Here is a 13,761-nt window from a genome sequence, read left to right on the forward strand (position 1 = left end):
TTTTTTAATTATAACGAAACTCGGGTGAAATAGGGCGAAAAGGATTATTCATTTAAAAAATGTTCTTATCACACAATATATGTAAGTTAAATACACCAAATTGGCAGCAATTACGTCATAATATAGCGTAGATTAAAGCAAAATTTTTTAATTTTAAGGAGCGTTGAATGCCACGTAAAAAAGAGGTCGTTAGTGGGACTTTCGTTAAGTACGATGCGGTAGTTCTAGGTTCAGGCCCTGCGGGCGAAGGCGCGGCAATGAAACTTGCCAAATCTGGTAAGCGTGTTGCAATTGTGGATATGCGTGAACAGCTGGGTGGTAACTGTACTCACGTAGGTACGATTCCAAGTAAGGCATTGCGTCAAACGGTATCCAGCATTATCCGTTATCAACGTGATCCAATGTTTCAAAAAGTAGGTGAATGGAAACAATTCACCATGAAACAGGTACTGCGCAATGCACATAAAGTGATTCAGCAGCAGGTGGATACTCACTCACGTTTTTATGACCGTAACAAGATTGATATCTATCATGGTCGTGCTTACATTCAAGACGCAAATACGATCTTTGTATTTACACCAGATGGCATAAAAGAAACTATTATGTTCCAGCAACTGGTGATTGCGACCGGTTCACGTCCATACCGCCCAGAAATTCTTGATTTCAATCATCCACGTGTATTTGATTCAGATAAAATTCTGGATCTGGATTTCTCAATCCAAAAAATCATTATTTATGGTGCAGGTGTGATTGGCTGTGAATATGCATCGATCTTTATTGGTCTAGGACATAAGGTTGACCTGATCAACACCCAACCAAAACTGCTCAGCTATTTAGATGATGAAATTTCTGATGCATTGTCTTATCACTTACGTGAACAGGGTGTATTGATCCGTCATAATGAACAGATCGACTTCCTTGAAACTTCTGATGATTATGTGGTTCTGCATACACAAAGCGGCAAGAAAATTAAGGCAGATGCGATTCTGTGGTGTAATGGCCGTTCGGGGAATACTGACGGTTTAGGCCTTGAAAATATTGGATTGAAACCAAACAGCCGCGGTCAATTAACCGTGAATGAGCAGTATCAGACTGAAGTCGAAAATATCTATGCTGCAGGTGACGTGATTGGCTGGCCATCATTGGCTTCTGCTGCCTATGACCAAGGTCGTTGCGCAGGTGCCAACATGAGCGGTGAACAAGACGTTGCACCGGTGACTGATATTCCGACTGGTATTTATACCATTCCGGAAATTTCTTCGATCGGTAAAACTGAGCAGCAGTTGACTGAAGAAAAAATCCCGTATGAAGTGGGTCAGGCTTCTTTCCGTCATCTGGCGCGTGCACAGATTACCGGTGATACGGTTGGTGAATTAAAAATCCTGTTCCACCGCGATACGCTGGAAGTTCTGGGTGTGCATTGCTTCGGTAATAACGCTTCGGAGATTATCCATATTGGTCAGGCAGTCATGAATAGCCCGAACAATACGATCAAGTATTTTGTGGAAACCACATTCAACTATCCAACGATGGCAGAAGCTTATCGTGTGGCAACCTTGAATGGTATGAACCGTTTATTCTAATTTGATTTATTCAGGTTAGATCAAAAACCCGCAAGTTTGTCTTGCGGGTTTTTTATTTTCCAGATTGAAAAAATTCAATCTCGTCAGTAATGCTGGAAATTAGGTTGCCATTTTGCGGCATTCTTCAGCACAGCGACGGCAAGCTTCTGCACATTGCTGGCAATGATCATCCTCATGATGGCCACATTCTTCTACACAATAATCGCAAGCTTTAGCACATAGCTCGCAAATCTCTTTCATAAACGGAGATTGCTTTTGTTGCATCCGGGCACAGAGCTGACATAGATCAGCACAGTCCAGGCAGCGCTGGATACATTCCCGCATCATTTCTAAATGTTCTTCTTTCAGGCAGGCACTGGCACAGTTGGTACAGGCCAGCGAGCAGGTCATACATGTGCGGACACAATCTGAAAATTGAATCTCGTTCATTTTCTTCTCCTTTTTGCAGCTTATAGCAATGGCTTGATTTTTAATACACTAAGCAGAAAAGGAAAAATACACTAGGCAGTTTGAGTGAGAAAAAGTAATCCAATCACCGATTTTGTTAAAAGCTGTATTTCTAAAAAATTTAATTCAAAGCATCTATCCTGATTTTCCCAAAATAGGATGATTAAAGATTTAAAAATAAAACCATTGAGGCGGTCATTCCTCAATGGCGGAAAATCTACATGATGAGTCGTTATTGTCGAAGGCTTAAATGACCTTTCTCTTTATTATATTTTTATGGAGATTAAAATGGACGACTACCTGCCAGGCTGATCCGTTTTAATAAACGGCGTTGATCAGCGGGGAACGGACGGCGTGAATGTAAAGTAACTTGATTGTCCCAGAATACGATATCGCCTGCTTCCCAATTGTGCTCATAAGCGAATTCAGGTTTTAAGACATGCTCACGTAATTTTGCAATCAGTTCATTGCCTGTCTGATCATCATAATTTACCAACTCAACTTCGGTATGAGTATTTAACCAAAGTGCTTTACGGCCAGATTCAGGATGGGTACGTACCAGTGGGTGCGGGTAGGCATGACCTAAAATTGGCTGATCTTTAAAGCGATATTTTGGCATATTACCCGCATAAGCGTTACTACCTTTATTGCTCTGGAAGCGTACAAATGGATTATAGGTAATGAGCTGTAATTGATTGATTTGTGCTTTGGTTTCTTCATCCAATGCTTCATAAGCCTTGATGGTATTGATCCAGGACGTCTGGCCACCGTCTTTTGGCAGTTCAATGGCATAGAGTAAAGAGCCAAAAGAAGGTAACGGTGTCCACTGGTGATCGGCATGCGGTGCAAGTTCACCATGACCGGTGTAATCCCCTTGACCGACTGCATTGGAAACTGGTACGACATCAGGTGGAGTGCCCGTATCTGTTTTAGAAGCCAGCACTGGCGTGTCGGCATCTGGACGGAAAATCGAACCGAAATAGGTGGCAAATGCCAGATACTGTAGATCATCCAGACTTTGATTCTTAAAGATCAAGATCAAATGTTCAGCCAGAGCCTGCTTCAGACGCAGGATGGTTTCGCCAGATTGGGCTTTGCGGGCATCGAGGCCATAAACCACTGCGCCTAGGGCCTGATCTGCCTGCGGGACAATTTTGATTTCATCAGTATTCTGGAACTGATCTTGCTGATGCCAGCGTGGTGCATCGTGAATGGCTTGTGAAAGTTGGGTCAAGCTTGTCATTGGAAAGTCTCTGAATTTTCTTGTTGCAGAAAATCTAAAAAAAACCAGAGCAAAAATAAAATCAAAAGAATTGCTAAACTTATGAAAAACTTAATAAAAATATCTAAATGATTGATTTGATATCTTTTAATTAATATGGCAAAACAAAGTCCTAAAGCTGCTGAAAAATGTCAAATATTTGACAATTAATGTGCACAAAACGCCTGATTAAAGTACTCAAACAGTTCTGGAGTCTGGCTCCAGAGCCATAAAGAAGTAGAGAGGAGAAGTACCATCGCTACCGCAATGGAAAGCTTGAGCAGAAAGGTCGAATCAGTCATGTACGATTTGCTTCTCATTTACCCATAAGTGCACCAGTACACCAAAAATACTTAAGGCAATCGACAGCATCCATACCGCATTATAATTGCCACTCATGTCATGGTTTACACCGCCGAGCCAGCCGCCAAAGAATGAACCGACCTGATGGGTAAAGAATACAATCCCGCTGAGCATGGTCAGATATTTCACGCCAAACATATTGGCAACAATACCGTTGGTCAGTGGTACGGTAGAAAGCCATAATAATCCCATGATGACACCAAACGCATAGACCGTCCAGGTGCTTAAAGGCAGCATCAGAAAGGCGATAATTGCAAGCCCGCGCAGACCGTATAAGCCCATTAGCAGACGTGGTTTGGAATATTTTCCACCGAGCCAACCAGCCGTATAGGTACCGACAACATTAAACAGGCCGACCAGCGCCAGAAAAATGGTACCAGTTGTAGCATTGAAACCATGATCAATCAGATAGCCTGGCAGGTGAATCCCGATAAAGACCACCTGAAAGCCACAGACAAAAAAGCCCATCGCCAGAAACCAGAATGGCTTATGGTTTTTGACTACGACTAAAATATCTTTAAAGCTGAGTGATACCTTATTCGGCGTAGATATGGCATTTGGATCGACATACATCGGGGCTTTTAGCATCCAGGCCAAAGGTACAATCAAAGCGATTAAAATTGAGCTAACGACAAGTGCTGCTGACCAGCCGACATTTTGTAAAAGTAATAGCGTTGAAGGCAGCATAATAAACTGGCCGAAGGAGCCTGCTGCACTGGCAATCCCCATTGCCAGACTGCGTTTTTCAGGTGGTGCAGCTCGTCCAACCGCAGATAATAAAACCGGGAAAGAGGTGGCAGACAAGGCCAGACCTAAAATCAGCCCGACGCTGAGATTCAACAATAATCCGGTTGAACTGACAGCCATCAATAACAGGCCAAGCGCATACAAGGCACCGCCAATGGCAACAACAATCTTGCTGCCATATTTATCAGCGAAGGCACCAGTAATGGGCTGAACAGCACCCCAGATCAGGTTCTGCATGGCAATGGCTAAACTAAAGACATTATGACCCCAGCCAAATTCTTCACTCATTGGTACCAGATACAGGCCAAATGCATGACGAATCCCCAAAGATAAAGCCAGAATAATGGCAGCGCCAATCAGCATAAAAATCAGGGTTCTGGAAAATTGACTGTCAGTCATAAGTCATTCATGCATATAAAGTTGATAGGTATAGTATTCGATTCAACCTAGAGAGGCGATAAAATAAAAATTAATCAAACGATAAATTTTTTTTATAGCTGCATAGAACGTCAGAAAACAGAACAACGGCCGTAGCCGTTGTCCTGAAGTATTCAGTTTTTTTAATGAAAGAATTAATTGATTAGAAACGCATACCGAATCCGGCATAGGCCAGAATTGGATTGACTTCAATATCGGCTTTGGAGCGAATCAGTTCACCTAGATTTGCATCTGTTACCGTAATCGTGGTGTCATTTTTCAGATGAGCATAAGATACAGAACCTACCGCGAACCAGGTATCATTAAAGTCATAAGTAAAGCCGACAGTCGCGACAGGAGCAAAGGCATCAGACGCTTCCAGATCAACTTTTGGATTAGCACTACTTTCTATCCCATCTAGAGAAGCGCCAGCTTTGCCTTCCTTAATGTTGGCAATCATATGACCGGCTTTAATCAGGTCTTGTTCAGTACTTGAATTGATTTCCAGTTCATTGAAATAGGCATACATGAGTCCAAGCCCGACATAAGGACGGAATTTATTGACACCTGTTTTGCCAAAATGGTACTGAAATTCAAAAGCCGGGGTCCAGGCACGTGCAGATGCTGCCGGTCCATATGCTTCCAGATCCGTAATCGGGATGTCATTTTTTAAGTCAATACTCGGTAAATCAATGCCACCCGGTATTTGAGGAATTAAATCAATACTTGGCGTTGCCATTGCAGAGAATGGTGCATAAATCTTGCCTTTACCTTGCAAGTCGACTTTGGGAGGAATGCCGGCTTTTATTTCCAGTGAGACATTGTCGGTAAAGAAATAGTTGGTCATGATCCCGAGTGTAGTGACATCATCAGCTTCCAGACCTGTTCCAGCATTATTCCAGCTTTCCAAGCCATAAATCTCTGCACTGCCACTTAAATTGCCAGATAAAGTTTTTCCGCCTAAGCCATCGATGAGGTTAATGAAGCCGGTTGAAAGATTCGACTCCATAGCAGGATCAAGATTGCCTTTGACTGCAGCGATCGAGATGTCACCAACTTTAGCCGTTTCACCATCTTGAACTGCTGTATTTACCGCAAATGGTTGTGCTTTTCCTTGTGGCATGACATGCAGTGCACCGACTGAAACGGAAAATCGCTTAAAGCCATCGCCATCCTGTAGGCTGAAATATGGGGATTCTGCATGTGCAAGCAGGGGTAGTGTGGCTAGACCTGCCATGCATACCATGATTGTCTTCATTGTTCAGAGGACTCCTTGTCCGTGCTAGTTATTTGTTTTTCTATTGAACAATTTAGTTAAATCTCACCAATTTACACAGTTACAGAACGAGTAGTGAAAAGTTAACAGAAAGTAAAAAATGCCAAAATTTGTATAAATTGTATTAATAAAATATATATTTATGTAAAAATTATTATGAATAGTGAAGATAAATAGGATGTTAATTTTTATAAAATTTTCAATTTTATTGAGGTAATAGAATAATAAGTGGATAACATTTTTCTCATTAATCTAGGTTTTAAATAATGGTTTAAGCTTTCTATCCTGGACGTGATTTGTACAAGAAATCAGAAAATTTTCTGCTCAAAACCTACTAGAAAAAGCTTGAATAAATTTAGCCAACCGGTGGTACACAGCAGATAGAGTTTTTTTGTACAATAGCCGCATAAATTATTGAGTATTGCGCATGAGCTCCCAAAATTCTCCCAAGAAAAAGCCACTGGTTAATTTACCGTTTCCATTAAAACAGGCAGAACAATCTGCTTCAGATGAAGTTCTGGAAGATCTGCGACCTAAACCGCAGCGTTATGCCGACCGGACCTGGATGCCACCTCGTGGTACACGCCGTTCAATGGGCAAACGTTAACAAATAAAAAAGCCATGAAGTTCATGGCTTTTTTATGAGTAAAATTTGAGATCTTCTTAGCGAACTGTTTTACGCGCCTTATTTTCAGGTTTTGGCGGGGCAATCTCACGATCACCTTTCCAGACATCAATAAAGTCTTTTTCATTAATATTATAAAGTTCCAGTAGCGCCAGAATCACAGCACCAAACAGCATGGAACCTTCAGAATTGTTCTGGAAATCAAAAATCTTGCCATTCAGGTTATGCAGAATATCTTCAATCTCAAATACACGATCACGGCCATTGCTGTCGACCGGATAAATCTGAGTGTTAAGCAGAATCTTGGCCAGACTCTTTTCATTGTCGGTCAGTGCCAGAACATCAATCAGCTCATCTGTCGCCGGAGTAAAAATCACTGAATCCCGGAAGATGGTATGCAGGAATTGCGACGTAATTTTCGGAAGCGCTTTTTCTACAAAAGGCCGGAATGACTGGGGGAAAATGACATTGTGAGAAATGCCTTTGAACATCGGAGCAATTTCTTCGACTTTATAACCAGCAATGCCGCAACCGACTGAAGTAATAAAATATTTAATTTTAGGATGGTTCTTGGTGTAAATCTTGAAGTCATCAATATAGTGCTGGATCTGTGAGAGAGGCATCTGTTGCAAATGCTCATTCATAGTCGGAATAGCATAACTTTGACCTGCCCAGCCACGACCAACCCCCATAACCGCCCCAAAATGCTCATAAGCTGTTCGAGCTGCACCTCCGGCATGTTGTCCGGCTAAATTGCTTCCGAAAACAAATACCGTATTTTCTGGCAGAGATTTAACAATACTTTCATCGTGATAATGGTAAGTCATGGCTTTTTTATTCGATGTCCTGATTAGCTTCATGTTGCCTTTGAACGCTATAAGGGTCAAGGTGAAATTAATCTTTATTACATCATCAGATATGGCAGAACTTTATCCAGAAATTTTAGCTGAATAGCGAATAAGCCAGAATAAGGTAAGGAACCGAATCAAAACTTATACTGATTCAATTTTGATAGAAAAGATTAGAACTAAAATGGTTTTAGGCTACGAAAGCATAATATTTCACTCGATTTATTTTACTAAACAGAAACCTGGATAGGGATTGAGTAATTCAGTTTTACCCCCATAATAAATTGAGTCGATATCCGCAGTGAAATGATTAAAGCTATGAGTGATAAACAACCCTTTGAACTGGTGACTAATTATCAACCTGCTGGCGATCAGCCACAGGCCATTGAAAAGCTGGTCAAGGGTATAGAAAAAGGCTATCACGATCAGCTTTTGCTGGGGGTTACCGGTTCGGGTAAAACCTATACTATGGCCAATGTCATTGCCCGTACCCAGCGTCCGACTATTGTCATGGCCCATAACAAAACGCTGGCTGCACAGCTTTATGGCGAATTTAAAGCATTTTTCCCGAATAATGCGGTTGAATATTTCGTCAGTTATTATGACTACTATCAGCCAGAAGCCTATGTGCCATCTTCAGATACCTTTATCGAGAAAGATGCGGCGATTAATGACCACATTGACCAGATGCGTCTTTCGGCCACCCGTGCACTTTTAGAACGACGTGACGCGATTATTGTTGCTTCAGTGTCTGCGATTTACGGTCTGGGTGATCCGAATGCTTATATGAGCATGCTGCTGCATGTGGTCGAAGGCGACCGTATTGGTCGTGATGATATTATCCGTCGTCTGGTCGAAATGCAGTATTCACGTAATGAACTGGAATTCCTGCGTGGTACCTATCGTATCCGTGGTGAGATCATTGATATTTTCCCAGCCGAATCGGATCAGGATGCCATCCGGATTGAACTGTTTGATGATGAAGTCGACTCCATTCGCTGGTTTGATCCTTTAACCGGGAAAATGATCCGTAAAGTGCCGCGTGTCACGATCTATCCTAAAAGTCACTATGTAACACCGAAAGACAATCTGGCTCGCGCGATTGAAACGATTCGAGATGAGTTAAAAGAACGTCTGGTCTTTTTCCGTGAAAATGACAAGTTGCTGGAAGCTCAGCGGATCGAGCAGCGTACCCGTTATGATCTGGAAATGATGCAGCAGCTCGGTTATACCAACGGTATCGAAAACTATTCACGTCATTTATCGGGTCGTCCGGCAGGCGAAGCACCGCCGACGCTTTTTGATTATGTACCCGATGATGCCTTGCTGATTATCGATGAATCGCACGTGACTGTTCCACAAATTGGAGCCATGTACAAAGGTGACCGTTCCCGTAAAGAAAATCTGGTGAATTACGGTTTCCGCTTGCCAAGTGCGCTGGATAACCGTCCGATGAAATTTGAGGAATGGGAACGTATTGTACCGACGACCGTGTACGTCAGTGCCACACCTGCAAGATATGAACTGGAAAAATCTGAACAGGTGGTCGAGCAGGTGGTTCGTCCAACCGGTCTGATTGATCCGGAAATTGAAATTCGTCCAGTCCTGACTCAGGTCGATGATGTACTGTCTGAAATCAATATTCGTAAGGAAATGAATGAACGTGTGCTGGTGACCACATTGACCAAGCGCATGGCAGAAGACCTGACGTCCTATTTAAAAGAATATGGAATCAAGGTTGCCTATTTACACTCCGATATTGATACTGTTGAGCGTGTGAAAATTATTCATGAGCTGCGTACCGGTGTGCATGATGTTCTGGTCGGCATTAACCTGCTGCGTGAAGGTCTGGACATGCCAGAAGTTTCACTGGTTGCAATTCTGGATGCGGATAAAGAAGGTTTCCTGCGTTCAGAGCGTTCATTGATCCAGACCATTGGTCGTGCTGCACGTAACTTGAAAGGTAAAGCGATTTTGTATGCAGATCGCATCACCGATTCGATGCAAAAAGCCATTGATGAGACTGAACGCCGTCGTGCCAAACAGATTCAGTTCAATGAAGAGCATGGCATTACACCGCGTAGTGCAGTACGTCAGGTGATTAAGGAAATTGATACGGGTGAAGTGCTGGATGACGAAACTATTGAGCTGAAAGCTTCCGATCAGGCCCGTGCGATCAGTGCAGATGAACGCCATATCATGGCCGATCCAAAGATGTTCGCGAAGCATATCAATAAACTGGAAAAAGAAATGCTCAAGGCTTCAAAAGAACTACAGTTTGAGCAGGCTGCACGTATACGGGATGAAATTTTACGTTTAAAAGCGCAGATGTTAAGTTAGGTCTGTGTGTAAATTACAGATTTAAATTACGTAAAATCAATCACAAACCTAACATAATGCTACAAAATATGTCTGCGGATGCCGCTATTGTAAGTACGAAATATTCATGTTGAAAATTTTGTCCTGATCAAATAGGTATCGTATGACAACTAAAAATAATCTCCCTCATGCGGGATTGAAACTTGCAAAAATTGCAGTGGGTAGTGCAGTTCTACTTGGACTCGGGGCTGCAACCATGGCTTATGCCAAGAACGATTCTTTACCCACTGTAGAGAAAGTTGAACTGGACCGTTATTTGGGCACCTGGTATGAAGTGGCTCGTAAGCCACTTACATTCCAGAACAAGTGTGATCGTGACGTTACGGCGACGTATACATTAAATGAAAATGGTAACGTTAATGTAGATAACCGCTGTATCCAGAAAAATGGTCAGGTGACTCAATCCGTAGGTGAGGCATACATTCAGAATGCACCTTATAACACCAAGCTTAAGGTAAGTTTCTTGCCAGAGTTTATTCGCTGGTTACCAGTGGGCCGTGGCGATTATTGGGTATTAAAACTGGACGATAATTATCAAACCGTACTGGTCGGCGAGCCTAAACGTAAATATATGTGGGTATTGTCACGTGATCCTCAACTGGATCAGAATGTGGTGAATGAATACCTGCAATATGCGCAATCTGTGGGTTATGATTTGAGTGATGTAATTCATACTAAACAGACCCAACAGGCAAGAAAATAAAAGGCCACTCGGGTTATTTATAAAAACCATGCTTCGGCATGGTTTTTTTAATCCTTCTCTTTTTTAAATTATGTATTTTGCCTTGTAATTACCTTTGGCCTTTGGGCAGATGAATCTTCAAGCTTTATTTTAGACTAATCGTTATAATGCGCTGGAATGATCTTGGGTTTGAAGCATGTATAAAGGCATTGCATTATCGGTATTGGCATCAGTAGTATTTGGTGTTCTTTATATATTCACGCCATTTTTGCAGCCTTTAGACAGTGAACAGACCTTTGCCTGGCGGATGTTGGCGACCATTCCATTTTTGACTGCGTTCATGTGGTGGTCAGGTGACCTCAGCCATATCACTCAAATTTTAAAACGCATTCTCAAACAACCTGCTTTTCTGCTCTGGTTGATCATCAGTTCCCTGTTATGTACGACACAGTTGTGGCTCTTTTTATGGGGACCAATTAATGGCCGCGGTTTACAGGTATCCCTGGGATATTTCCTGTTGCCCTTAGTCATGGTGCTGGTCGGATGTGTGCTTTATAAGGAAAAACTATCGCGCTGGCAGATGGCAGCAGTCGCACTGGCCATATTAGGTGTGGGACATGAAATCTGGCGAATCGGTTCGATCGCCTGGGAAACGGTCTATGTGGCTTTGGCTTATCCACTGTATTTCTTCCTGCGCCGTCGCTTTGGTACGGATCACTTGGGTGGATTCTGGTGGGACTTGTGTCTGATTCTGCCAGTGGCTTTCTATCTGGGCTTTGTACATAGCGATTCTCTCAAGCTTATGGTCAGTTTCCCTCATCTCATCTTGGCAGTGTTGGGTTTGGGCTTCTTAAGTGCTTTAGGCTTAGGTAGTTATATTCTGGCAAGCCGTTATCTGCCTTTCGTAATTTTTGGTCTGCTGAGCTATCTGGAGCCAGTACTTTTGGCTTTTGCGTCTATGGCATTAGGGGAGCGGGTTGAAGCCGGCGAATGGCTGACTTATCTTCCGATCTGGCTGGCCGTCGTATTGTTGGTGATTGAAGGTATTTTGCATTTACGTCAGCACAAGCTGAAACAACGCGAACTTATGCAAAAAGTCGAGAAGCTGGAACAATTTAAAGAAAAATGATTTTATAAAATATTAAATTCCAGATCGTGCAGCTTTAATTAGACAATATTTGTAGATTGTCAGTCCAGATAATGTAAAATTCGAGACATACATCACAAAATAACAAGATATCACGATTTATTTGGGGAATTGTATGTCGGAAATCGCTATTCCATATCAGTTACGTGCCCGCCTGTCACAGCTAGAACCAAGTCTGGATCTGGAATGGCAACGTGAACTCAGCACAGTTCTGGCTGATGTATCTGCCGAGCTTAAAGAAAGTATCGATTTTCAGATTTTAAAACCCAAAAAAATTCTCTGGGATCGTGATGCCAATCAATATCGATACCAGGCTCAACATTCGGTCGAGTTGCTCAGTCAAAAGTTTTTAAATGACCGGATGCGTTATTATGCCAGCACCTTTGCCTTATCCTTGCAAAGCCTGAAAGGCTTAAATGACAGTTTGCAGATTGCGGATTATCTGGAAAATGCACTTGAGCAAATTGATAAAATCGAAGTCGATGAAAACTTTCAGATGCAGCGTGAAAAACTGGAACTGCGCCGAACCTTTTTGCTAAATGCTGCTGAAATTATCCGTGAACTGAAGTTGCAACCTCTAGAAGGGGTGCGCCAGCTGACTGAAGAGCATGTGAAATGCTTTATTACCGAGGTGTTTATCAAGCAGCAACTCCTTGGTTATTGGTACAAACCTCTATTAAAAAAACAAACCGTGGAAATGAAACATCCACTGTTTCGCTATTTCCTGATCAAAGAACAAGAAATCCGTCATTTTGATATTGTCCGTACTTCGCGATTTTTATTCATTGTTGCGCCAGTGATGGATGTACAACAGAATCCATATTCTATTCGCCGTTTCCTGATTGAAGAAAAGGGTGCACTTGAAGATCAGGTTTACCTGAATGTTCTTGTCCTGGATTTGAAAGAGGATATGGATGAGGAAGTGGTCGAAACGCTGAAATCACAGATGCAACGTATGGTAACCTTGCAAAGCCAGATTCATCTGGACGTGATTGATATTGTGCATGATCTGGAACAAATCTCAGAACAAAAGCTACTGCCTTTACTAGTTGAACCCATTCAGGTGGTAGAAAAAAATGCCGATGTGGTGGCACAGCGACATTTGAAAAACTTTGAGGAAATTCTGACTCGGGAATTGTTATTACCCATGCGTGATGCGATCCGTGATCATCTTTCTCATATTGAAGAATTTTCTTATTTATATTTGCACGTACATAAAATCTTTTCTGAAATTCTGGCCTATTACCGTGATTTCAAATCGCAGCCAGCGTTTATGTTTAATCAATATATCCAGAATTTTGAATATAAATTACTGGGGTTTATTCGCCTGCTAGAAAAACGCAAAGGTGAAACCTTTATTCCGACCAACTCGCATGAGTGGCAGGTAATGCACCAGCGTTCCGAGCAACCGGTCAAGGATATTCAGTCTACAATTGCAGATAATGTGCAGCAATATCGGGATCTGAAAAAATATATCAATACGCTGCATCGTCAAAAGAGAGAGCATGAGAAGAAGTCTATTTTCAAGAAATTATGGACTAAGGACACTTCAGATCAGGATATTGAAATTGCACTGAACAGATTGCAGCAGTTAAAGCGCAGCATGTTCCTGGAAATTATCCAGGTTCCACGTACCTATGAAAACAGCAGTGTTTTTCTGGAATTTGAAAGTTTACAGAATTTACAACAGGTCGAACGCCACTATGCTTTCCCATGTGGAGATAATGGTTTGACCCGCTTACCAATCCTGATTCATTTGCCAGAAACCTATGACGATTTTGATGTAGAAAACTTCAATGCCTCCATGAGTCTGGATATGAATTTTTCAGCAGGAACTAAAGTGCAGCTCAATCAGGAAAATGCCATCAGTTATGAACTCTAGTTCTGGCTGAATAAACAACATTTAACAAAAATCTGGTTTTTAAAGGGAATAGAGGAATTTTCAAATTTTAAATGCAAAATCATCTGACTAATTACAATTATTTT

Annotated in this window: 12 protein-coding genes; 6 read left to right on the top strand and 6 right to left on the bottom strand. The window is 42.0% G+C overall.

Going from position 1 to position 13,761, the window contains the following annotated elements:
* Window positions 1-167 precede the first annotated feature (167 nt).
* Window positions 168-1,583 (top strand): Si-specific NAD(P)(+) transhydrogenase, encoded by a 1,416-nt coding sequence (sthA, locus tag FTU00_RS09560; protein ID WP_004782740.1) that lies wholly within the window; start codon window positions 168-170, stop codon window positions 1,581-1,583.
* Window positions 1,584-1,682: 99 nt separating this feature from the next.
* Here sthA and FTU00_RS09565 read toward each other — a convergent pair whose 3' ends face one another.
* The 5 genes from FTU00_RS09565 to FTU00_RS09580 form a co-directional block, all read right to left on the bottom strand.
* Entirely contained in the window at window positions 1,683-2,012 is a 330-nt protein-coding gene (locus tag FTU00_RS09565; protein ID WP_180179619.1) for a four-helix bundle copper-binding protein, read from the bottom strand.
* 301 nt (window positions 2,013-2,313) lie between these two features.
* Window positions 2,314-3,273, bottom strand: coding sequence for a TauD/TfdA family dioxygenase (locus tag FTU00_RS09570; protein WP_180179620.1), 960 nt, complete (start codon window positions 3,271-3,273; stop codon window positions 2,314-2,316).
* A 185-nt stretch (window positions 3,274-3,458) separates the two neighbouring features.
* Entirely contained in the window at window positions 3,459-3,593 is a 135-nt protein-coding gene (locus tag FTU00_RS15595) for a hypothetical protein (RefSeq protein ID WP_257224148.1), read from the bottom strand.
* On the bottom strand, window positions 3,586-4,800 hold the full coding sequence (locus FTU00_RS09575) for an MFS transporter (RefSeq protein WP_180179621.1): 1,215 nt from the start codon (window positions 4,798-4,800) through the stop codon (window positions 3,586-3,588). The genes FTU00_RS15595 and FTU00_RS09575 overlap by 8 nt, the downstream gene beginning before the upstream one ends.
* 181 nt (window positions 4,801-4,981) lie before the next feature.
* On the bottom strand, window positions 4,982-6,076 hold the full coding sequence (locus FTU00_RS09580) for an OmpW family protein (RefSeq protein WP_034702885.1): 1,095 nt from the start codon (window positions 6,074-6,076) through the stop codon (window positions 4,982-4,984).
* A gap of 445 nt (window positions 6,077-6,521) precedes the next feature.
* Here FTU00_RS09580 and FTU00_RS09585 point away from each other — a divergent pair, with 445 nt between their 5' ends.
* Window positions 6,522-6,701: a hypothetical protein gene (locus tag FTU00_RS09585; RefSeq protein WP_004782731.1), complete on the top strand. Its 180-nt coding sequence runs from the start codon at window positions 6,522-6,524 to the stop codon at window positions 6,699-6,701.
* A 56-nt stretch (window positions 6,702-6,757) separates the two neighbouring features.
* Here FTU00_RS09585 and FTU00_RS09590 read toward each other — a convergent pair whose 3' ends face one another.
* Entirely contained in the window at window positions 6,758-7,546 is a 789-nt protein-coding gene (locus tag FTU00_RS09590) for a hypothetical protein (RefSeq protein ID WP_034580895.1), read from the bottom strand.
* A 339-nt stretch (window positions 7,547-7,885) separates the two neighbouring features.
* Between FTU00_RS09590 and uvrB the strand changes: the two genes are divergently transcribed.
* From uvrB to FTU00_RS09610, 4 genes are all read left to right on the top strand, one after another.
* Window positions 7,886-9,907 carry an excinuclease ABC subunit UvrB gene (gene uvrB / locus FTU00_RS09595; RefSeq protein ID WP_034170047.1) on the top strand — a complete coding sequence of 674 codons (2,022 nt, stop codon included), beginning with the start codon at window positions 7,886-7,888 and terminating at the stop codon, window positions 9,905-9,907.
* Window positions 9,908-10,049: 142 nt separating this feature from the next.
* The gene (locus FTU00_RS09600) at window positions 10,050-10,649 is read left to right on the top strand and encodes a lipocalin family protein (RefSeq protein WP_179992245.1); all 600 of its coding nucleotides are present in this window, start codon (window positions 10,050-10,052) and stop codon (window positions 10,647-10,649) included.
* A 175-nt stretch (window positions 10,650-10,824) separates the two neighbouring features.
* Window positions 10,825-11,757, top strand: coding sequence for an EamA family transporter RarD (gene rarD / locus FTU00_RS09605; protein WP_180179622.1), 933 nt, complete (start codon window positions 10,825-10,827; stop codon window positions 11,755-11,757).
* A 133-nt stretch (window positions 11,758-11,890) separates the two neighbouring features.
* Window positions 11,891-13,657: a hypothetical protein gene (locus FTU00_RS09610; protein WP_180179623.1), complete on the top strand. Its 1,767-nt coding sequence runs from the start codon at window positions 11,891-11,893 to the stop codon at window positions 13,655-13,657.
* The last annotated feature ends 104 nt before the right edge of the window (window positions 13,658-13,761 follow it).

The organism is Acinetobacter sp. YH12041, from assembly GCF_013419975.1.
GTDB lineage: Bacteria > Pseudomonadota > Gammaproteobacteria > Pseudomonadales > Moraxellaceae > Acinetobacter.

What these genes read in the sequence shown, in the direction of transcription:
- FTU00_RS09610 (WP_180179623.1), top strand. Translation starts at nt 11,891, where the DNA reads ATGTCGGAAATCGCTATTCCATATCAGTTACGTGCCCGCCTGTCACAG.
- FTU00_RS09585 (WP_004782731.1), top strand. Translation starts at nt 6,522, where the DNA reads ATGAGCTCCCAAAATTCTCCCAAGAAAAAGCCACTGGTTAATTTACCG.
- FTU00_RS09565 (WP_180179619.1), bottom strand. Translation starts at nt 2,012, where the DNA reads ATGAACGAGATTCAATTTTCAGATTGTGTCCGCACATGTATGACCTGC.
- FTU00_RS09600 (WP_179992245.1), top strand. Translation starts at nt 10,050, where the DNA reads ATGACAACTAAAAATAATCTCCCTCATGCGGGATTGAAACTTGCAAAA.
- FTU00_RS09590 (WP_034580895.1), bottom strand. Translation starts at nt 7,546, where the DNA reads ATGACTTACCATTATCACGATGAAAGTATTGTTAAATCTCTGCCAGAA.
- FTU00_RS09575 (WP_180179621.1), bottom strand. Translation starts at nt 4,800, where the DNA reads ATGACTGACAGTCAATTTTCCAGAACCCTGATTTTTATGCTGATTGGC.
- uvrB (WP_034170047.1), top strand. Translation starts at nt 7,886, where the DNA reads ATGAGTGATAAACAACCCTTTGAACTGGTGACTAATTATCAACCTGCT.
- FTU00_RS09580 (WP_034702885.1), bottom strand. Translation starts at nt 6,076, where the DNA reads ATGAAGACAATCATGGTATGCATGGCAGGTCTAGCCACACTACCCCTG.
- FTU00_RS15595 (WP_257224148.1), bottom strand. Translation starts at nt 3,593, where the DNA reads ATGACTGATTCGACCTTTCTGCTCAAGCTTTCCATTGCGGTAGCGATG.
- sthA (WP_004782740.1), top strand. Translation starts at nt 168, where the DNA reads ATGCCACGTAAAAAAGAGGTCGTTAGTGGGACTTTCGTTAAGTACGAT.
- rarD (WP_180179622.1), top strand. Translation starts at nt 10,825, where the DNA reads ATGTATAAAGGCATTGCATTATCGGTATTGGCATCAGTAGTATTTGGT.
- FTU00_RS09570 (WP_180179620.1), bottom strand. Translation starts at nt 3,273, where the DNA reads ATGACAAGCTTGACCCAACTTTCACAAGCCATTCACGATGCACCACGC.